This window comes from Aquicoccus sp. SU-CL01552 (assembly GCF_040365005.1).
In the GTDB taxonomy this organism is placed as follows: domain Bacteria; phylum Pseudomonadota; class Alphaproteobacteria; order Rhodobacterales; family Rhodobacteraceae; genus Antarcticimicrobium.
Map to the genome: position 1 here is coordinate 204,140 of NZ_BAABWV010000004.1, position 18,274 is coordinate 222,413.

Here is an 18,274-nt window from a genome sequence, read left to right on the forward strand (position 1 = left end):
AACTTGCCCGGCCCGCCCGCAGGAATTTTCGGCAGACCGGCCGCGATGGGGCCGATCAGGCCCAGACCTGGTCGAGGTCGGGCAGCGGGATCGCGTCCAGCAACTCGCGTGTGTAATCGGCCTGCGGCGCCTCGAACAGCGCGGCGGTCTCGCGATATTCCACCACTTCGCCGCGATAGAGCACCAGCGTGTGCCGGCAGAGCCGCCGGATCACCGACAGGTCGTGGCTGATGAAGGCCAGCGTCAGCCCCAGCTCCTTCACCAGCTGATCCAGCAGGTTCAGCACCTGCGCCTGGCTCGACACGTCGAGGCCCGAGACGATCTCGTCGGCAAGGATAAAGTCGGGTTCGGTGGCGATGGCACGGGCGATGCCGACCCTTTGCCGCTGCCCGCCCGACAGCTCATGCGGATACCGCTTGCGAAAGGCGCGCGGCAGGCCGACGTGGTCCAGCGCCTGGTCGACCCGCTGCGACACCCGGTCGAACCCCTGCAACCGCAGTGGCCCGGCGATGATCGCCCCCACCGTGCGGCGCGGGTTGAGCGACGACATCGGATCCTGAAAGATCATCTGGAACCGGCGGCGCAGGGGACGCAGCGCATCCTCGCCCAGGTGGGTGATGTCCTGCCCCTCGAAGCGGATGGCACCGCTGTCGGGTTCCAGCAGGCGGATCATCGCCCGGCCCAGCGTCGACTTGCCCGAGCCGGAGCCGCCGACGATGCCCACCACGTCGCCGCGCGGGATCGTCAGCGAGATACCCTTGAGGATCTCGATCCGTGGCGCGGGGCCGAACAGCGGCTTGTGCGCCATGTCGGGGAACGACAGGTGCAGGTTCTCGACTTCGTAGATCGGTGCGTCAGACATGGCCCTGCCTCCGGTCGTGAGCTTCGATTTCCGCCTGCACCGCCTCGATCACCGTTTCCGGCACCGGCGTCAGGCTGGCCTCGGGGTCGGTGTATTTCGGCGTCGCCGCCAGCAGCGCGGCGGAATAGGGATGCGCGGGCCGGGCAAAGAAATCGCCGACGCTGGTATCCTCCAGAACCTTGCCGCCGAACAGCACCGAGAGCGACTGGCAGATCTTGGACACCACGCCGAGGTCATGGGTCACGAACAACAGGGCCGTGCCGTGGCGCGCCTGCATCTGCCTGATCAGCTTCAGGATCTGTTTCTGCACCGTCACGTCCAGCGCCGTGGTCGGCTCATCCGCGATGATCAACCGGGGCTCGGCGGCAAAGGCCGAGGCGATCAGGATGCGCTGGCGCATCCCGCCCGACAGCTCGTGCGGATAGGCCCGCATCACGCGCTCGGGCTCGGGGATCGACACCTCGTCCAGCAGCTCCTCGGCGCGGTGGCCCGCGTCCGATTTCATCCAGCCGAGGATATCGACCAGCCGGTCGGTGATCTGCGGCCCGACCCGGCGCGAGGGGTTCAGCGCGGTCAGCGGGTCCTGCGGGATCAGCGCCGCCTTGGCGCCGATCACCCGGCGCCGGTCGCGCGGGCACATCGCCTGCAGATCCTCGCCGTCCAGCAGGATCCGCCCCGAGGTGATCCGGATCGCGCCGGGCAGCGTGCCCAGGATCGCCTTGCCGATCATGCTCTTGCCGGCACCGCTTTCACCGACCAGCCCGCGCACCTCGCCCGCCTCGACCGACAGCGACACGTCGCGCAGGATCGGCGCCGGGCCGACCATGGCATTCAGGTTCTCGATTGTCAGGAAACTCATCGCAGCACCGGATCGAAATGGTCCTTCAGCCCTTCGCCCAATTGGCTGAAGCTGAGGACGGTCAGGAACAGGGTGACCAGCGGGAACACCAGCACCCACCACGCCTGGTGGATCGACAGACGACCTTCCGAGATCATGCTGCCCCAGGTCGGTTGATCGGTCGAGATCGACAGGTTGACGAAACTCAGGATCGCCTCGACGATCACCGCGATGCCCATCTCCAGCGTCAGCAGGACGACGATGGTGGGCAGCACGTTGGGCAGGATCTCGGCCAGCATGATCGAGAACCGCTTGCGTCCCGCGACCTGCGCCGAGGCGACGTAATCCATCGCGCCCTGGCTCATCGCCTCGGCGCGGATGACGCGGGCAAAGCGGGTCCAGTCGATCACCACGATGGCGATGACGATGGAACTGAGGCCGGTGCCCAGCACCGCGATCAACAGGATCGCGAAGAGCACCGGCGGAAACGCCATCCAGATATCGACCAGGCGCGAGATCACCATGTCGGGCCAGCCGCGGAAATAGCCCGCGATCAGCCCCAGGGCGGAGCCGATCACGCAGGTCAGCGTGCCCGCGATCAGCGCCACCCCCAGCGCGATGCGCGCGCCATAGATGATCCGGCTGAGCACGTCGCGGCCAAGACTGTCGGAGCCCAGCGGAAAGGCCGCGTCGGCCCCGGCCTCCCAGAACGGTGGCAGGCGCGCGCCGAACAGATCCTGCATCAGCGGATCCTGCGGTGCGATCAGCGGCGCAAACACCGCCGCCAGCACCAGCAGCGTCAGCCAGGCGGCCGAGAGCCAGAGACGCGCGCCAAGGCGGCGTTTTACCTGTGCGCGTCCATCAGCCATGTCGCAACCTCGGGTTCAGGGCGGCATAGGTCAGATCGACCACCAGGTTCACCACGGAAAAGATCAGCGCGAACAGGATCACGATGCCCTGGATCAGCGGCAGGTCGCGGTTGATCACCGCGTCGATGGCCATGTTGCCCAGCCCCTCGTAGGAGAACAGACGCTCGATGATCACGGTGCCGCCGATCAGGAAGGTGAACTGCACCCCGATCAGGGTCAGCGTGGGCAGCACCGCATTGGGCAGCGCCTCGCGGGTGATGACGTGGTTCTCGCCATACCCTTTCGTGCGCGACAGGGTGACGTAATCCAGATGCATGGTTTCCTTCAGCGATTGCTTGAGAAGCTGGGCGATGATCGCCGCCAGCGGGATCGCCAGCGCCAGCGCCGGCATGAACATGTGCGCGACAAGATCAGCCCAGATGTCAAAGCGCAGCCGCAGCACGCTTTCGAACAGGTAGAAATTGGTGACGAACGGCAGGTCCAGCGCCGGCGAGACCCGGCCCGAGATGTGGAAAACCGGCCAGAGCACCCCGAACAGCAGGATCAGCACCAGCCCCCAGAGGAAATCGGGCACGCTCAGCGCCATGCCGTTGGTCACGTCGATGGCGCCCTCGGTCCGTGTGCCGCGCCACCGGGTTCCGGTCAGCGCCAGCGTACCGCCGATCGCGACCGCGATCACCAGCGCCACCACCGACAGCTCCAGCGTCGCCGGCAGCCGTGACAGCACCAGCCCCAGCACCGGTTGGCGGGTGGTGATCGAGGTGCCGAAATCGCCGTGCAGCACGCCCGACAGCCAGATCACGAATTGTTCGGGGATGGTCTTGTCCAGCCCGTAAAGCGCCTTGAGCCGCGCGATGTCCTCTTCGCCGGCACCCGGCGGCAGCATCATCGCGATCGGGTTGCCGGGCACGACGCGAATGACGAAGAACACGATGACAGCCACGCCGAAAAGCGTGATCGCCATGGTCAGCAATCGCAGCAGGATCCGTCTGATCAATGTCATGGGAATGATTCCGAAAGCCGGAGGGCGGGATGTACCCGCCCTCCGGTCACAGGGGTTTGAAGGGCGCCGATCAGGCGCGGGTCATCAGGTGCGGCAGCAGCGCGCCCGAGGCATGCGGCGTGACCTTGACGCCCGGCGCATGCAGGATCGGTTGCACGTATTGCAGAAGCGGCAGCACCAGCGCGTTGTCGGCGATATAGCGGCTGACACCCTTCCAGCCCTCGATGCGCTTGGCCTCGTCCGCCTCGCCCCAGAGCGGGTTGATCATGTCGATCAATTCCTGCCCGTCCCAGACCGAGTGGGGCGAGGGGCCGTACATGGCAAAGCCGGTCGAGGTGGTCGGATCGCCCACCGAGTTGCCCCAGTTGTAGAAGGCCGCCGGCGCAAGCTGGTCGGCCGCGCGCAGCTCATAGTGCTTGGCAACCTCGTAGACCTCGATCTCGGCCTCGATGCCGACCCGGCGCCACAGCCCGACGATGGCCTGGATGATCTCGTAATCCTTGGGCTTGAAGCCACGGGTGGTCTGGATCGTGAACTTGACCGGGTTGTCGGTGGAATAGCCCGATTCCGCCAGCAGCGCCTTGGCCCCTTCGGGATCATAGGGCGTCTTGATGGTGGGATCGTAGGCATCGTATTCCGGCGTCTCCAACGTGTCGATCGGCACGCCGTAGCCCGACAGCAGGCGGTCGACGATGGCCTGCTTGTCCACCGCCATCACCGCGGCCTTGCGCACGTTCGGGTCGGTCATCACCTCGATGTCGTTGAAGAAGATCATGCCGATGTCGGAAATCGGTGCGGCGACGCCGTCCAGCTTGCCGGCCTTGAGGCGGTCGAACTCCTCATAGGGCATTTCCAGCGTGACATGGGCGTTGCCCGATTCCACCTCGGCCACGCGCGCGGCGGCGTCGGTGACGAACTTGATGGTCACGGATTTGAACTCGGGCGCGCCGCCCCAGTAATTCTCGTTCGCCTTCAGGCGGACATAGGCGTTGCGCTCGTATTTCTCGACCATGTAGGGGCCGGTGCCGATCGGGGCAGCCTCGAAGCCGTCGGCGCCGACCTTTTCGTAATAGGCCTTGGGCAGCACGTAGCCGGTGAGGAAGTACATCCACTTGAAGATCGTCGGGTCGAACTGTTTCACGTCGGCGATGACGCGGTTGCCCTCGACCCGGTGGTTTTCCAGCGTGCCCCAGACGAACTGGATCGGGCTGCCGGTCTCGGGGTTGGCAACGCGGGCCAGGCTCCAGGCGACGTCCTCGGCAGTGAAGTCCGAGCCGTCATGCCATTTCACGCCTTCGCGCACGTCCATCCAGACCTGGCTGTGGTCGTCGTTCCAGCCCCAGTCGGTCAGCAGGCCGGGCGCCGGCGACAGATCGGGTTGCTGCAGGATGAACTGGTCGAACACCGATTGGTAGATACCCTGGATCGTCGGATTCACCGCCGAGGCGCCGACGGTGGGGTCCCAGCTGGGCAGGTTGACGTTATAGGCGATCACCAATTCTTCGATCTGCTGCGCCCAGGCGAAGGTCGGAGCCGCGGCGGCCAGCGTGGCGGCGGCGGCGGTGCCCTTGAGCAGGCTGCGTCGTGTCAGTTTGGTCATTTTGTTTCCCTGTTGGTTTCGTATGGTTTGATCTAGTTTTTGTACGTTTCATGTCCCGGCCGGTTATTTCCCCGCCAGTTTCCGGCCGAGTTGATGGCCCGGCCCGGCGCCCGTTCCCGCCCCGGGCCAGACGGCCGCTCCGGTGTGGTAAAGGCCCCGGATCGGGGTGGTTCCGTCGGTGTATCCACGCGCCGGGCGGAACAGGAAATGCTGGCTGATGTGGTGGCTGCCACAGACCTGGTCACCACCGACGAGATTGGGATTGTCCGCCTCCAGCTCGGCCGGGGTGACGACCCGCTGACCGAGGATCTTGGCGCGGGTGCCGGGGGCGTAGCGTTCGAGTAGGTCGAGCGCCCGGTCGGCAAGGGGGGCCGCCGCCTCGGACCAGTCGGTCGCGGTGATCTCGCTAGCGGCGTCGCCACGGATCTCGCCCGGAACCATGCGCACCTGCATCCACAGCGTATGCTGCCCCTCGGGCGCCCGGGTGGGATCGACCACGGTGGGCTGGCCGACCACGATCACCGGCTCGTCCGGCAGCAACCCGGCGACCGCCTGCGCATAGGTGCGCGCCATCTGGTCGAGCGAGGGCGCGATATGCACATAGGCATAGTCGCTGAGTTCGGGGCCGGCGGTCCATTGCGGCAGGTCGGAGAGCGCAAGGTGGATCATCATCGTGCCCGGCGCATGGCGGAATTTCCGCATCGCGGTGTCATAGCCCGCGTCGCCGCTGCCGCCGGTCAACCTCGCCATCGCCCCGGGCGCCACGTTGGCGATCACCGCGCGGTTGGCGGTGATGGTCTCGCCGCCCGCGATCACGCCGGTCGCCTTGCCGTTCTCATGCAGGATGGTCTCGACCGGGGTGCTGCACAGGACGCGACCGCCGCGGGCCTCGATCGCGCGTTGCAGGGCGGTGATGACGGTGCCCGCCCCGCCCTTGCCCAGCGCCATGCCGAACGCCTGATTCGTCATCGCCTCGAGATAGGGGAACAGCGCCCCGCCGGCGATATCGGGGGCAAAATCCAGATGCATGCCCCAGGCCGCCAGCGTTGCCCGCAATTTGGGCGATTCGAAGGTTTCCTCGAGCCAGGCCCGGGGAGAGGCGGCGAGGAGGCGCGCCAGGTCCAGGGTTCCACCCGCCCCTTTCCTGCGCAGCGCCTTCCACGTAATAGATGCCAATGCATGCATTTTCATGGGAGAGCCGAGAAGCCCGAACAAATGCTCGGCCTCTCCCGGGAAGGCTTCGGACAGCGCCGCCCAGGTTTGCGCGTCCTGCTCGGACAGCGCGGCGATGCGGGCGCGGTTGGCGGCGGCATCCGTGCCGATGCCCATCCAGGTTCCGTCCGGAAACACGCTGGAAAAACAGTTGCTTGCCGGAGCAAACTCCAACCCGTACCGGGCCAGCTCCGCACTGTTCTCTTGAAAATGGGGAGATCCGGCAAAAAGCGACAGGTTCATCGCCGCCCAGTCATGGGCAAATCCCTTGACCGTATACTCCCCGGTGCGCACGGCACCGCCGGGTTCGTCCGCCTGCTCCAGCACGATCACCGACCAGCCACGCTTGGCAAGATGATGCGCGCAGACCAGCGAATTGACGCCACTGCCTATGATGACCGCATCTGCGGATAACTGTGTCACTCTACGCCCCCTGTTCTTGCCAAGATATTTGCAAAAGCATTTAATCCTGTCTAGCATTGAATCACACCGACGCGCCTCGGGGAGGCGCCAAAACATCTAGGGAGCTAAAAAGATGAGCGCATCGAACACGCTGCAGAGCCTGGGGGCGATGATCGCCTCGGGCGGAATCGAAGTGGTGGATTGCACCGGGGTGCTGGGACCGGACACGCCGATCCTGCAACTGCCCGAGGATTTCGCCAAGAACACCCCCAAGGTCGAGATCCACAAGATCAGCGAATACGATGAGGACGGCCCGTTCTTTGCGTGGAACTGGATGGTCCTGGGCGAACACACCGGCACCCATTTCGACGCGCCGCATCACTGGATCACCGGCCGCGACAACCCCGAGGGCTATACCGACACGCTGGACGTGCAGCGCCTGATCGCGCCGGTCAACGTGCTGGACTTTTCCAAGGAATCCGCCGCCGACGCCGACTTCCTCCTGACCATCGACCACGTCAAGGCCTGGGAGGCCGAGCATGGCGAGATCAACGCCGGCGAATGGGTGGTCATGCGCAGCGACTGGGACCAGTACGGCGATGACGAGGCCAAGTTCCTGAACGCCGACGAAAACGGCCCGCACACCCCGGGGCCGACCGCCGAGGTGATCCAGTACCTGATCGACAAGGGCATCGTCGGCTGGGGCAGCCAGTGCATCGGCACCGACGCGGGCCTGGCCGGCGGGATGGAACCGCCGTTTCCGGCACACAACCTGCTGCATGCCAACAACCGCTTTGGCCTGGCCTCGCTGGCCAACCTCGACAAGCTGCCGGCCAAGGGTGCGATCCTGATTGTCGCCCCGCTGAAGATCCAGAAGGGCACCGGCAGCCCGATCCGCGCGCTGGCGCTGGCACCGAAAGGCTGAACCATGGCTACGGTGGATCACGTCATCATCGGCACCGGGATCAATGCCCTGGTTGCCGGCGCGCTTCTGGCGCGAAAGGGAAAAAAGGTGGTGTTGCTGGAGCGGGAGGAGCGCGCCGGTGGCTGCATGACGACCGAAGAGGCGACGCTGCCGGGTTTCCACCATGACGTGATGGCCACCACCTTCGTGCTGTTCCTGACCTCGCCCGCCTATGCGGAACTGGCCGAGGATCTGGGGCGGCACGGATTGGAGTTCTGCCACACCGCCCATCCGACCGCCGTGCTGCGGCCGGGCGGGCGGGCCACCGTCCTGGGCATGGACCGGGCCGCCAACGTGGCCGCCTTCAACGGCCTTGCGGCGGGCGATGGCGACCGCCACGCCGCCGACGTGGGCGGGATCGAGGCCGATGCGCCGTTTCTCTTCGCGCTGCTGGGCGGTGACCTGTGGTCGCGCGGCACCGTGAAACTGCTGGCCGGCCAGGCCTGGAAACGCGGGCTGAACGGGCTGAAAAGCTGGATCGGCGCGGCACTGATCCCGGCGCGCGGCTGGCTTGAGACGAGTTATGAAAGCGAAGACATCCGGGCGCTCTGGGCGCCTTGGGTGCTGCATTGCGGGCTGACGCCCGAATCCACCTATTCCGGCCAAATGGCCAAGGTCGTCGCCTTCGCACTGGAGGCCGCCGGCGCGCCGGTGGTCAAGGGCGGATCTGCTCGCGCCGTCGACGCCTTTCGCGGGCTGATCGAGGAACATGGCGGTGAGATCCGCACCGGCGTCGACGTGGACCGCATCCTTGTCGAGGGCGGGCGCGCCGTGGGAGTCGAGACCGCTGCGGGCGAAAAGATCATGGCCGGCAACGTGCTGGCATCGGTGGCGCCGGGGCAACTGGTGACCCGGCTGTTGCGCGATCACGCCCGCCCCGAGGAGCAGGCCGGCGCGCGCGCCTATCGGCACGGGCGCGGCAACTTCCAACTGCACTTCGCGCTGGATCGCCCGCCCGAATGGACGACCGAGGGGCTGGACGACGTGGCGCTGATCCACCTGTCCGACGGCATCGACGCGGTGTCGAAATCCGCCAACGAGGCCGAGCGCGGGATGATCCCCGAGACGCCGACGATCTGTGTCGGCCAGCCCCACCGGCTGGACCCGACCCGCTGCCCCGAGGGCAAGGCAATCCTGTGGTTGCAGATCCCGGACGCACCGCGCGTGATCAAGGGCGACGCGGCCGGCGAGATCGAGACAGGCGGTGCCTGGGACGAGGCCACGCGCGAAGCCTTTGCCGACCGGATCGAGGCGCTCCTTTCGGCGCACATCAAGGATTTCGACCAGATCAAGCTGGCACGCCGTGCCTATTCGCCCGCCGACCTCGAGGCGATGAACGTGAACCTCGTCGGCGGCGACCCCTACGGCGGGCAATGCGGCATCGACCAGTTCTTTGTCTTCCGCCCGTTCCCGTGGTCGCGCAACGGCAGCACGCCGGTCAAGAACCTGCATCACATCGGCGCCTCGACCCACCCCGGCCCGGGGCTGGGCGGTGGCTCGGGCTTCAACGCCGCCAAGAGGCTGGGCGGATGAAGGATCAGGCCTCTGCACCGCGCCGCCTGGGCGAGATCGGGCTGAACAACTTCCCGCCCTACCTGATGAACCGCATCATGGGGCGCTACAACGCCAGCCTGCGCGAGGACATGGCCCACCAGGGCATGAGCACGCCCAAGATGCGCTCGCTCGCGGTGCTGTCGGTGATCGACGGCATCCTGATCCGCGAGTTGGCGATCTATGCGGTGGTCGAGCAATCCACGCTGAGCCGGGCGCTGGACGGTCTGGCCGCCGACGGGCTGATCCGGCGCGAGACCGACCGCGAGGACAGCCGCGCAACCCGCGTTTTCATCACCGAAAAGGGCCGCGCCACGTTCGAGCGGCACTGGCCCGCGATGGCGCGTGCCCATGACCAGATGTTCCAGGACATCCCGCAGGCCGAACAACAGGCCTTTCTGGCAACGCTACACAAGATCCTGCGCAATGTGCGCCGGAACGAATTCTGAGGACGACACATGGCCGAAAGATCCTTCAAGAAGGAAGTCGAACACCTGCGCAAGGGCGCGGGCGAGACCTTTACCGGCGAGGGTATCCTCGCGATCACCAAGGCGCTGCTGGAAAACGGGGTCGGCTATGTTGGCGGTTACCAAGGGGCGCCGATCAGCCACCTGATGGACGTGTTGGCCGATGCCGAGGAACTGCTGGGCGAACTTGGCGTGCGGTTCGAGGCCAACGCCTCGGAGGCCGCTGCCGCCGCCATGCTGGCGGCCTCGGTGCATTACCCGATCCGCGGCGCGGTCACCTTCAAGGGGCCGGTCGGGGTCAACGTCGCCTCTGACGCGCTGGCCAACCTGGCCTCGTCCGGGGTCAACGGCGGTGCGCTGATCATCGTCGGTGAAGATTACGGCGAAGGCTCCTCGATCATGCAGGAGCGCAGCCATCCCTTCGCGATGAAATCACAGATCTGGCTGCTGGACCCGCGCCCCAGCCTGCCGTCGATCGTCAAGGCGGTGGGCGACGGCTTCGAATTGAGCGAGGCTTCGAACACCCCCGTGATGATGACCGTGCGGATCCGGTCCTGCCACGTCACCGGCAGTTTCGAGTGCAGCGACAACGTCGCCCCGACCCTGACGGTAAAGGACGCGCTGTCGAGCCCCAAGAAGGATTTCAACCGGGTGGTGCTGCCGCCGGCCTCCTTCGTGCATGAGCATGACAAGATCGACAACCGCTGGCCGGCGGCCGAGAAATACATCACCGAGCACAAGCTGAACGAGATGTTCGGACCGGAACAGGCCAAGATCGGCCTTGTCTGCCAGGGCGGCATGTACAACGGCGTGATCCGCGCGTTGCAGCGGCTGGGGCTGGCGGACATCTATGGCAATTCCGACATCCCGGTCTATTGCCTGAACGTGACCTATCCGCTGGTCAGCGACGAGTTCGCCGATTTTGCCGAGGGCAAGGACGCCGTTCTGGTCATCGAAGAAGGCCAGCCCGAGTTCATCGAACAGACGCTCTCCACCTTCATCCTGCGCAAGGGGCTGAAGGTGCGGCTGCATGGCAAGGACATGCTGCCGATGGCGGGCGAATATACCGGCAAGGTGATGCTGGACGGGATCACCGCGTTCCTCAAGGAGCATTCCCCCGACCTGCTGCCGGGCCAGGCCCGCGCGCCGAACCAACCGGCGCCGGCGATCCCCGACCTGTCGAAAACCGTGCCCACCCGGCCGCCGGGTTTCTGCACCGGCTGCCCGGAGCGGCCGATCTTTGCCGCGATGAAACTGGTGCAGGAAGAGTTGGGCGAACACCAGATCACCGGCGACATCGGCTGTCACCTGTTCGCCTGCCTGCCCCCCTTCGAGGTGGGCGGATCGACCATGGGCTATGGCCTCGGCCCGGCCTCGAACGCCGCCTTTGACGGCGGTGGCGAAAAACGGGCGATCTCGATCCTGGGCGACGGCGGGTTCTGGCACAACGGGCTGTCCTCTTCGATCGGCAACATGGTGTTCAACAAGTCCGACAGCGTGGCGGTGATCGTCGACAACTATTACTCGGCCGCCACCGGCGGTCAGGACGTGCTGTCATCGCGCGCCGACAACCCGACCAAGGCGACGCAGAACTCGATCTCGGACGCGGTCAAGGGGATCGGCGTCAAATGGGTGCGCCAGATCGACCGCACCTATGACGTGACCAAGATGCGCGACACCCTGCACGAGGCGCTGACCACCGATGTGCCGGGACCGAAGGTCATCGTCGCCTCGTCCGAATGCATGCTGAACCGCCAGCGCCGCGAAAAGCCGCTGCGCAACAAGGCGATCAAGGACGGCCAGCGGATGGAGGTGCCACGCTTTGGCGTCGACGAGGATATCTGCACCGGCGATCACGCCTGTATCCGGCTGTCGGGCTGCCCGTCGCTGTCGCTGAAGAAACTGGATGATCCGCTGCGCGACGATCCGATCGCGCATATCGACCAGTCCTGCGTCGGCTGCGGCAACTGCGGAGAGGTGGCCGATGCCGCCGTGCTCTGCCCCAGCTTTTACCGCGCCGACGTGGTGCACAACGCCACCGGGTTCGAAAAATGGTGGCAGGGCGTTTCGACCGGCGTGATCCGCTGGCTGCAAACCCGCCGCGCCGCCAAACGCCTTGAATTCCCGGAGACCGTCTGATGACCATCCAGCAAGCCCTGGCCCCGCGCCAGCCCGACGAGAAACTGAACACCATCATCAAGGTCGCGATCCTTGCCGTCGGTGGCCAGGGGGGCGGTGTTCTGACCAACTGGATTGAAAGCGTCGCCCGCGCCCAGGGCTATGCCTGCCAGGCGACCTCGGTCGCGGGGGTAGCGCAGCGGACCGGCGCCACGATCTATTACATCGAGATGGCGCCGATGGGCGCGGTCGCGCCGGTGTTCTCGCTGGCGCCCTCGGCGGGGGACGTCGACGTGATGATCGCCGCCGAGATGATGGAGGCCGGGCGCGCCATCCTGCGCGGCTTCGTCACCCCGGACCGCACCACGCTGATCGCCTCGACCCACCGGGCGCTGGCGGTGTCGGAAAAGATGGTGCCGGGCGACGGCATTGCCTCGTCGGAAGAGGTGCGCGCAGCGGCCGAGGTGGCCGCCGACAAGCTGATCATGTTCGACCTGGACCGGCTGGCGATCGAGAATGGATCGGTGATCTCCTCCTCGCTGTTCGGGGCGCTGGCGGGGTCGGGCGCGCTGCCCTTCCCGCGCGAGGCCTTCGAGGAAGCGATCCGCGCCTCGGGCAAGGGGGTCGAGGCCTCGCTTCGCGCCTTCTCCGCCGCCTTTGACCGGGCGCAGAACGCCGCCGTCGACCCGGCAGAAGTGGCACAGCCCAAAGTCGCCGCCGCAGTTCCCGCACCGCAGGGGCCCGGACGGCTGATGAAAAAATGGGAAGCGCTGAATGCCCGCGTCGCCGCCCTGCCCGCCCCGGCACAGGAGATGGCGCAGCACGGGTTGCGCAAGGTGGTGAAATTCCAGGATGTCGCCTATGGCGCGGAATACCTTGACCGGCTGGAAGAGATCGCCGCGCTGGACGAGGAAGGCCACGGCTACGCGTTGACGGTCGAGGCGGCGAAATACATCGCCAATGCCATGGCCTATGACGACGTGATCCGGGTGGCCGACCTCAAGACGCGCGGCGCCCGCTTTGCCCGCATCCAGGACCAGATGGGCGCGGGCGACCGCCCGGTCGCCCTGACCGAGTTCATGCATCCCCGTGCCGAGGAGATCGCCGGCATGCTGCCCGCCGCGATGGGCGCAAAGGTCGAGGCCAACCCGAAGACCATGGCGCGGCTGGACCGCTGGTTCAACAAGGGTCGGCGCGTGCGCACCCACCGGCTGGGCAATTTCCTGGTGCTTTACGTGCTGGGCGGCTTGCGCGGCTATCGTCGTCGCACCTTGCGCCACAAGTACGAACAGGAGCACCTGGCGCGCTGGCTCGACAAGGTGAAGGGCGCGGTGGCGCAGAATTACGCCTTTGCGGTGGAACTGGTGCGCTGCCGGCGGCTGGTGAAGGGGTATTCCGACACCCATGCGCGCAGCCTGTCCAAGTTCGACAGGGTGATGGAGGCGGCCGAGATGGTGCGCCAGCGCGAGGACGGCGCCGATTGGGTCGCGCGGCTGCGCGAGGCCGCGCTCAAGGACGAGAAGGGCGCGGCGCTGGACGGCGCGATCCTGACGGTGAAGAGTTTCGCCTGAGGGCGGGTTGGCCCACTGGGTTCCGGTCGCTCCCGCGAAAGCGTGGCGTGGCTCACGGATGGCTCGGTCGTTCCCGTGTTCTGTCATCCCCGCGTAGGCGGGGATCTCTTTGAGCGCTTGCCCATCCAGGAGATCCCCGCTTTCGCGGGGATGACAGGCCAGTCGCGAGGGGGGGGACCGGCGCGCGCTTTCCCGGGGGCCGGGCAACGACCCACGCACGAAAAAGCCCGGCATCGAAACGCCGGGCCGGTTCGGGGGCAGAGGTCTGGGCACTCTGCCCTACTCCTCCCCCCGCGCCAGCGCGCGGAAGGCGGACCGTTCGTAGAGCAGCGGATCGCCCTGGCCGAAGCGCACGGAACGGATCTGGCCGATAAAGACGACGTGGCTACCCGCCTCGGTCCGTTCGCTCACATCGCAGGACATGCTCAGCAGAGCATCGGCCAGATAGGGCAGCCCCTTGTCGTCGGCGCGCCAGTCGCCGATCGCGAACTTCTCCTCGCCGGTGACACCGCCCACGCCGGCAAAGCGCAGCGCCAGATCCTCGGCCTCCTGTCCCAGCAAGTTGACGTTGAATTGCCCGGTTTCCCCGACCGTTGCGCAGGTCCCGGTCGCCTTGTTCAGGCAGACCAGCAGGCTGGGCGGATCGGCGGTGACGGAACAGACCGCGGTGGCGGTGATCCCGCGCCGCTCCTGCCCATTGCAGGTGGTGACTAGCGTCACCACCCCGGGAAACCGGCTCATCGCGTCGCGAAAGACGTCAGGTGAGATTCCCATGCCCATCTCAGGCCGCCTTCAGGTCCTGCAGGTAGGTCGCCGCCGCATCCGGGTCGGCGAACCACGGGAAGAAGTCGCGCGGATCGTCGAAGGCATTGGCCATCCGGTGCGCCAGACGCGGCTCGACACAGGCGGTGCCCATGATCTCGAGCACGAAATCGGGTGGCGGCATCAGCATCATGTTGGTCCATTGCACCACCCACTTGGCATAGTCCCAATAGGCGTCGAAGGTGCCCTGCATCCAATCGGCGTCAAAGGCCCGGTCCTCGCGGTCGAGAATCCGCTTCAGATAGACCGCCGCCGCCTTGGCCGCGTTGTTGGACCCCTGCCCGGTGATCGGATCGTTGAGGCAGACGGTATCGCCCAGCCCCAGCACCTGCCGCCCCGAGGGCAGCGTCGCGATCGGCTTGCGCACCGTCGGGGGAAAGCGCCCCGCCAAGATGCCGTTGTCGTCGGTCAATTCGAGGTTGCGGCAGCGCTCGGCCTCCCACGGCAGGAAGGTGTCGAGGATCCATTTCGATTTTGCCAGATGCTGCTCGGGCGAGGTGACATCGCCCCAGCAATCCATCGGGCCGCCGGGCACGCCCTCCATCACCATGATCTCGCAGGGGCCGGTGGTGGTCAGTGCAGGAAACACGAAATATTCCCCGACGCCCGGGATCAGGTTGAAGCAGACCGCCGAATGCTCGGGGCGCGGCGTCATGCCGGTGACATAGGTCAGCGCCAGCGCGCGCTGTGGCTTGTCATAGGGGGATTTCGCGGCGTCCCGCTCGAACAGCCGGCCGATCTCGCCCTTGCCCGAGGCGACGATAACCAGGTCATCTTCGGCGGCGTAGTCCTCCATCTCCTCGATGCCGGCATCGGCGATCACCAGCTCACCGCCGAGCTTTTCGAATTCGGCCAGCCAGCGCGGTATCTTCACCCGCTGGTCGACCGAATAGGCATTGCGGTCCAGCCGCCCAGTCCAGTCGATCGCCTTGGCGCCCGGCTGTTCGGGGTGTGGCACCGAGAAGTTGATGCCCTCGACCGGCGGACAGGTCTCGGTCCAGAAGTCCAGCCCCAGGTCCCGCTCATGCTGGATCGAGGCGCCGAACATGCATTGGCTGGACAGCACCTTGCCCTTTTCGATGTCCTCAGCGGTGCGGTTCTGCACCACCCGGACGGCGTTGCCCGCCTTCAGAAGGCCGATGCCCAGTTGCAAGCCGGACTGGCCGCCGCCGATGATTGTGAATTTGCGCATTTCCTTGGATCTCCCGTGTCGGTTTTGTTTTGGGGGTCTTGTCCCGGCCTATTCCATCAGCAGCGGAATGGCGGGTTTGGCCTGTTCCGGGCCCATGGCGGTATAGCCGCCATCGACGCGGATATCGGTGCCGGTGATGAACCCGGCCTCGTCGGAACAGAGGAAGAGAACGGCGTTCGCCACCTCCTCCGGGTCGCCGACGCGGCCCATCAGGTGGAACGGGGCCGCGACACCGTCGGTCTTTTCGCGGTTGCCGCCGGTCAGTTCGTCCATGATGTTCGACCATGTCCAGCCAGGCGAGACCGCGTTGACGCGGATCCCCTCGGGCGCCAGGTCCATCGCCTGGTTCCGGGTCAGTTGCAGGATCGCCGCCTTGGACACCGGGTAGAGCCAGCGCCCGGTCTGGGCCACCCGCGCCGAGATCGAGCCGAAGTTGACGATGGCGCCCTTGTTCTTGGCCAGCTCTTCGCGGGCGGCCTGCATCAGCATGACCGAGCCGACGATGTTCACGTCCAGCGCCTCGAGCCATTCGGCGCGGGTGGAATCGACGCCATTGTCGAGATAGGTGCAGGCGACATTGACCAAGAAATCGATCCGGCCGAACCGCTGTTTCGTTTCATTGACCAGTGCGGCGACCTGCGCGTCATCGCGGATGTCGGTTTCGCAAAAGGCCACGCCGTCGCCCTCGAGCGCGCGGCCCGCCTCGGCGTTGATGTCGGCCACCATCACCTGTGTGCCGGCCGCGCGGAGCGCCTTGACCACCGCCGCGCCGATCTTGGTCGCGCCGCCGGGAATGATGGCAACCTTGCCGTCCAATCCTCGCATTTCAGTCTCCCTGTTTTGTTTTAGGATTGAAATAAATCTGCCCATGGTCCCGACGCCCCGCTATCCACCGGGCGCGGCGCCTATCCGAAAAACGAAACTTTTTGACCGCGCAACGATCTGACTGCTAGCATCCTCCAATTCTCCTGCCGGGGATGCATGGGGAGACGACGATGGCCACAACGGCACGCCACGCACCACTGTCGGCGCACCGGCTGTTTCGCAGCCGTGACCTGGACGAGACCCGCGACCGGGTGGCGCGGGTGTATTGTCCGCATCGCTTGGAGACCGAGGGGCAGACCCCATTCGATGCCTGCCACAACCATGTTCGCGGTGAGCGCCTGTCGCTAAATTACATGGAATACGGCGCACGGACCCGGATCGAACCGGGCGAGTTGGGCGGCTTTTACCTGATGCAGATCCCGTTGAGCGGCGGCGCGCGGATCGTCAACGGCTCGGATCGTTATGACTCCGACCCGCAGGCGGCGGCGGTGCTGAACCCGCACAAGCCCACCGCCATGACCTGGGCCGGCGGCACCCGACAACTGCTGGTGCAGATCGACCGGGCCGCGATGCAGCAGCTGCTGTGCGATCTGCTGGGGGCACAGATGGATCGCCCGCTGAACTTCAATGGCCCGCTGAACCTGCGGCAAGGGCCGGGCACCGCGCTGCGGCAGTTCGTGCTGCACCTCGTGGGTGAGATCGACGCCGGGCGGTCGAGTTTTGGCCAGCGTGGATTGATGAACCGTCAGATCGAAAGCACCCTGATGACCGGGCTGATCGAGGCGCTGGACAACAATTACTCGGGCTTTCTGGGTCGCCCGGTGGGTTCGGCCGCGCCGCACAAGCTGCGCATCGCCGAGGACTACATCGAGGCCCGGCTCGACCAGCCGCTGACGGTCGAGGAGATCGCCCGCGCCGCCGGAACCACCGCCCGCAGCCTGCAGATGGCGTTCCGGCAATTTCGCGGCACCACGCCGCTGAGCTTTCTACGCGACCGGCGACTGGACCGCGTGCACGAGGCGCTGTTGAAGGCGCGAACCGGCGATACCGTGACCAACATCGCGATGGCCTGGGGGTTCACCCACCTGGGCCGGTTCTCACAGGTCTACCGGAAACGGTTCGGACAATCGCCAAGCGAGACGCTCAATGCCGCCCTGGGCGGCGGACGACTTCACTGAGGCGCAGCTAGTCCGGGCGCGCGCAGGTCCAGACGGTGCGCACCGATTTCTCGGCGACCCGTTCGATCCCCGAGGCCCGCAGGATGTTCTTGCATGCCCGCATGCCGCCGATGCCATAGGCGTTGGGGTGAAATTCCAGCACCATCGCGCGAAACCCGGACAGGTCCGCATGGCGCAGGAGGTCCAGCTCTCCGCCCTCGATATCCATCACAAGTACGGTGGGCTTCAACGCCGCGCAGACCTCGGAAAAGCTCTCGGTCGGCACCTCGACCGCCCTTGTCTTGCGCCCTTCCGGCTCGATCAGGGACGAGCCGAGGTAGCTGCTGTGCAGGTGAAAGGTCATCGTCTCGGGCCGGTCCGGCGCGCTGACCAGAACCGCGTTCCTGACCGAGATCCGGTCGTTCAGATCATTGGCGGCATAAAGCGCCTCGATCGAGGGGATCAACTCGGGGTTGGCCTCATAGGAATGCACCGCGCGTGGCTTGGCATTGGCGGCGATCACCGCGCCGACCAAGCCGATGCCGGCGCCGATTTCCAGCACCACGTCATCGGGGCGCACCACGTGCAGCGCGCCGGCCATCTCCAGCCCCTCGTATTGCGCCGCGTTGATCCGTTCGATCCGCTTCTCATGCAGAAAAGGCGAGGCCGGCACCCGCACCCCAAGGCATTCGGCCGCGATTTCGGGGAGGTCTGTCTGCTCGTTCACGGTGGAAACCCCGCATTGTTTGCTTTGCCCGGCATCCTGTTGCCCCCACGCCGCAAAGGCAAGCAGGCCGGTCCGGTCGGCAGCGCATTAATCG

The 18,274-nt window shown here is 66.1% G+C and carries 16 protein-coding genes; 6 read left to right on the forward strand and 10 right to left on the reverse strand.

The genetic code is table 11. The features are described 5' to 3' along the window. Positions 1-55: 55 nt before the first annotated feature. The 6 genes from ABWV23_RS06700 to ABWV23_RS06725 form a co-directional block, all read right to left on the reverse strand. The gene (locus tag ABWV23_RS06700) at positions 56-862 is read right to left on the reverse strand and encodes an ABC transporter ATP-binding protein (protein WP_353346236.1); all 807 of its coding nucleotides are present in this window, start codon (positions 860-862) and stop codon (positions 56-58) included. Further along, positions 855-1,721, reverse strand: coding sequence for an ABC transporter ATP-binding protein (locus ABWV23_RS06705; protein ID WP_353346238.1), 867 nt, complete (start codon positions 1,719-1,721; stop codon positions 855-857). Before ABWV23_RS06705 ends, ABWV23_RS06700 begins: the two co-directional genes overlap by 8 nt. Next, positions 1,718-2,569, reverse strand: a complete 852-nt coding sequence (locus ABWV23_RS06710; RefSeq protein ID WP_353346240.1) for an ABC transporter permease — start codon at positions 2,567-2,569, stop codon at positions 1,718-1,720. Before ABWV23_RS06710 ends, ABWV23_RS06705 begins: the two co-directional genes overlap by 4 nt. Beyond that, positions 2,562-3,572 (reverse strand): ABC transporter permease, encoded by a 1,011-nt coding sequence (locus tag ABWV23_RS06715; protein ID WP_353346242.1) that lies wholly within the window; start codon positions 3,570-3,572, stop codon positions 2,562-2,564. The genes ABWV23_RS06710 and ABWV23_RS06715 overlap by 8 nt, the downstream gene beginning before the upstream one ends. 70 nt (positions 3,573-3,642) lie before the next feature. Beyond that, positions 3,643-5,172, reverse strand: a complete 1,530-nt coding sequence (locus tag ABWV23_RS06720; RefSeq protein ID WP_353346244.1) for an ABC transporter substrate-binding protein — start codon at positions 5,170-5,172, stop codon at positions 3,643-3,645. Positions 5,173-5,235: 63 nt separating this feature from the next. After that, complete coding sequence (locus ABWV23_RS06725) at positions 5,236-6,807, reverse strand: phytoene desaturase family protein (protein WP_353346246.1); 1,572 nt, start codon at positions 6,805-6,807, stop codon at positions 5,236-5,238. Between the two features lie 112 nt (positions 6,808-6,919). Between ABWV23_RS06725 and ABWV23_RS06730 the strand changes: the two genes are divergently transcribed. The 5 genes from ABWV23_RS06730 to ABWV23_RS06750 are packed head-to-tail and all read left to right on the forward strand — an operon-like array spanning position 6,920 to position 13,457. Then, complete coding sequence (locus ABWV23_RS06730; RefSeq protein ID WP_353346248.1) at positions 6,920-7,711, forward strand: cyclase family protein; 792 nt, start codon at positions 6,920-6,922, stop codon at positions 7,709-7,711. 3 nt (positions 7,712-7,714) lie between these two features. Beyond that, the gene (locus ABWV23_RS06735) at positions 7,715-9,283 is read left to right on the forward strand and encodes a phytoene desaturase family protein (protein WP_353346250.1); all 1,569 of its coding nucleotides are present in this window, start codon (positions 7,715-7,717) and stop codon (positions 9,281-9,283) included. Further along, on the forward strand, positions 9,280-9,750 hold the full coding sequence (locus ABWV23_RS06740; protein WP_353346252.1) for a MarR family winged helix-turn-helix transcriptional regulator: 471 nt from the start codon (positions 9,280-9,282) through the stop codon (positions 9,748-9,750). Before ABWV23_RS06735 ends, ABWV23_RS06740 begins: the two co-directional genes overlap by 4 nt. Positions 9,751-9,759: 9 nt before the next feature. Further along, positions 9,760-11,907 (forward strand): thiamine pyrophosphate-dependent enzyme, encoded by a 2,148-nt coding sequence (locus ABWV23_RS06745; RefSeq protein ID WP_353346254.1) that lies wholly within the window; start codon positions 9,760-9,762, stop codon positions 11,905-11,907. Beyond that, positions 11,907-13,457 carry an indolepyruvate oxidoreductase subunit beta family protein gene (locus ABWV23_RS06750; protein ID WP_353346256.1) on the forward strand — a complete coding sequence of 517 codons (1,551 nt, stop codon included), beginning with the start codon at positions 11,907-11,909 and terminating at the stop codon, positions 13,455-13,457. The genes ABWV23_RS06745 and ABWV23_RS06750 overlap by 1 nt, the downstream gene beginning before the upstream one ends. Before the next feature lie 279 nt (positions 13,458-13,736). Here the strand turns inward: ABWV23_RS06750 and ABWV23_RS06755 are convergent, their stop codons facing one another. From ABWV23_RS06755 to ABWV23_RS06765, 3 genes are read right to left on the reverse strand one after another with little or no spacing between them, the layout of a single operon-like run. Next, a complete protein-coding gene (locus ABWV23_RS06755; protein WP_353346258.1) occupies positions 13,737-14,231 on the reverse strand; it encodes a flavin reductase family protein in 495 nt (164 codons plus the stop codon). Positions 14,232-14,238: 7 nt separating this feature from the next. Further along, a complete protein-coding gene (locus ABWV23_RS06760) occupies positions 14,239-15,471 on the reverse strand; it encodes a styrene monooxygenase/indole monooxygenase family protein (RefSeq protein WP_353346260.1) in 1,233 nt (410 codons plus the stop codon). A gap of 48 nt (positions 15,472-15,519) precedes the next feature. Further along, complete coding sequence (locus ABWV23_RS06765; protein ID WP_353346263.1) at positions 15,520-16,296, reverse strand: SDR family oxidoreductase; 777 nt, start codon at positions 16,294-16,296, stop codon at positions 15,520-15,522. A 170-nt stretch (positions 16,297-16,466) separates the two neighbouring features. On the opposite strand from ABWV23_RS06765, the gene ABWV23_RS06770 reads away from it, so the two are divergent. Continuing rightward, positions 16,467-17,474 (forward strand): AraC family transcriptional regulator, encoded by a 1,008-nt coding sequence (locus ABWV23_RS06770; RefSeq protein ID WP_353346265.1) that lies wholly within the window; start codon positions 16,467-16,469, stop codon positions 17,472-17,474. Positions 17,475-17,481: 7 nt separating this feature from the next. Here the strand turns inward: ABWV23_RS06770 and ABWV23_RS06775 are convergent, their stop codons facing one another. After that, on the reverse strand, positions 17,482-18,180 hold the full coding sequence (locus ABWV23_RS06775) for an FkbM family methyltransferase (protein WP_353346267.1): 699 nt from the start codon (positions 18,178-18,180) through the stop codon (positions 17,482-17,484). Positions 18,181-18,274 lie beyond the last annotated feature (94 nt).

Bases quoted from the DNA above. Each gene is read 5' to 3' on its own strand.
- ABWV23_RS06700 (WP_353346236.1), bottom strand. From the start codon at position 862: ATGTCTGACGCACCGATCTACGAAGTCGAGAACCTGCACCTGTCGTTC.
- ABWV23_RS06705 (WP_353346238.1), bottom strand. From the start codon at position 1,721: ATGAGTTTCCTGACAATCGAGAACCTGAATGCCATGGTCGGCCCGGCG.
- ABWV23_RS06710 (WP_353346240.1), bottom strand. From the start codon at position 2,569: ATGGCTGATGGACGCGCACAGGTAAAACGCCGCCTTGGCGCGCGTCTC.
- ABWV23_RS06715 (WP_353346242.1), bottom strand. From the start codon at position 3,572: ATGACATTGATCAGACGGATCCTGCTGCGATTGCTGACCATGGCGATC.
- ABWV23_RS06720 (WP_353346244.1), bottom strand. From the start codon at position 5,172: ATGACCAAACTGACACGACGCAGCCTGCTCAAGGGCACCGCCGCCGCC.
- ABWV23_RS06730 (WP_353346248.1), top strand. From the start codon at position 6,920: ATGAGCGCATCGAACACGCTGCAGAGCCTGGGGGCGATGATCGCCTCG.
- ABWV23_RS06735 (WP_353346250.1), top strand. From the start codon at position 7,715: ATGGCTACGGTGGATCACGTCATCATCGGCACCGGGATCAATGCCCTG.
- ABWV23_RS06740 (WP_353346252.1), top strand. From the start codon at position 9,280: ATGAAGGATCAGGCCTCTGCACCGCGCCGCCTGGGCGAGATCGGGCTG.
- ABWV23_RS06745 (WP_353346254.1), top strand. From the start codon at position 9,760: ATGGCCGAAAGATCCTTCAAGAAGGAAGTCGAACACCTGCGCAAGGGC.
- ABWV23_RS06750 (WP_353346256.1), top strand. From the start codon at position 11,907: ATGACCATCCAGCAAGCCCTGGCCCCGCGCCAGCCCGACGAGAAACTG.
- ABWV23_RS06755 (WP_353346258.1), bottom strand. From the start codon at position 14,231: ATGGGAATCTCACCTGACGTCTTTCGCGACGCGATGAGCCGGTTTCCC.
- ABWV23_RS06760 (WP_353346260.1), bottom strand. From the start codon at position 15,471: ATGCGCAAATTCACAATCATCGGCGGCGGCCAGTCCGGCTTGCAACTG.
- ABWV23_RS06765 (WP_353346263.1), bottom strand. From the start codon at position 16,296: ATGCGAGGATTGGACGGCAAGGTTGCCATCATTCCCGGCGGCGCGACC.
- ABWV23_RS06770 (WP_353346265.1), top strand. From the start codon at position 16,467: ATGGCCACAACGGCACGCCACGCACCACTGTCGGCGCACCGGCTGTTT.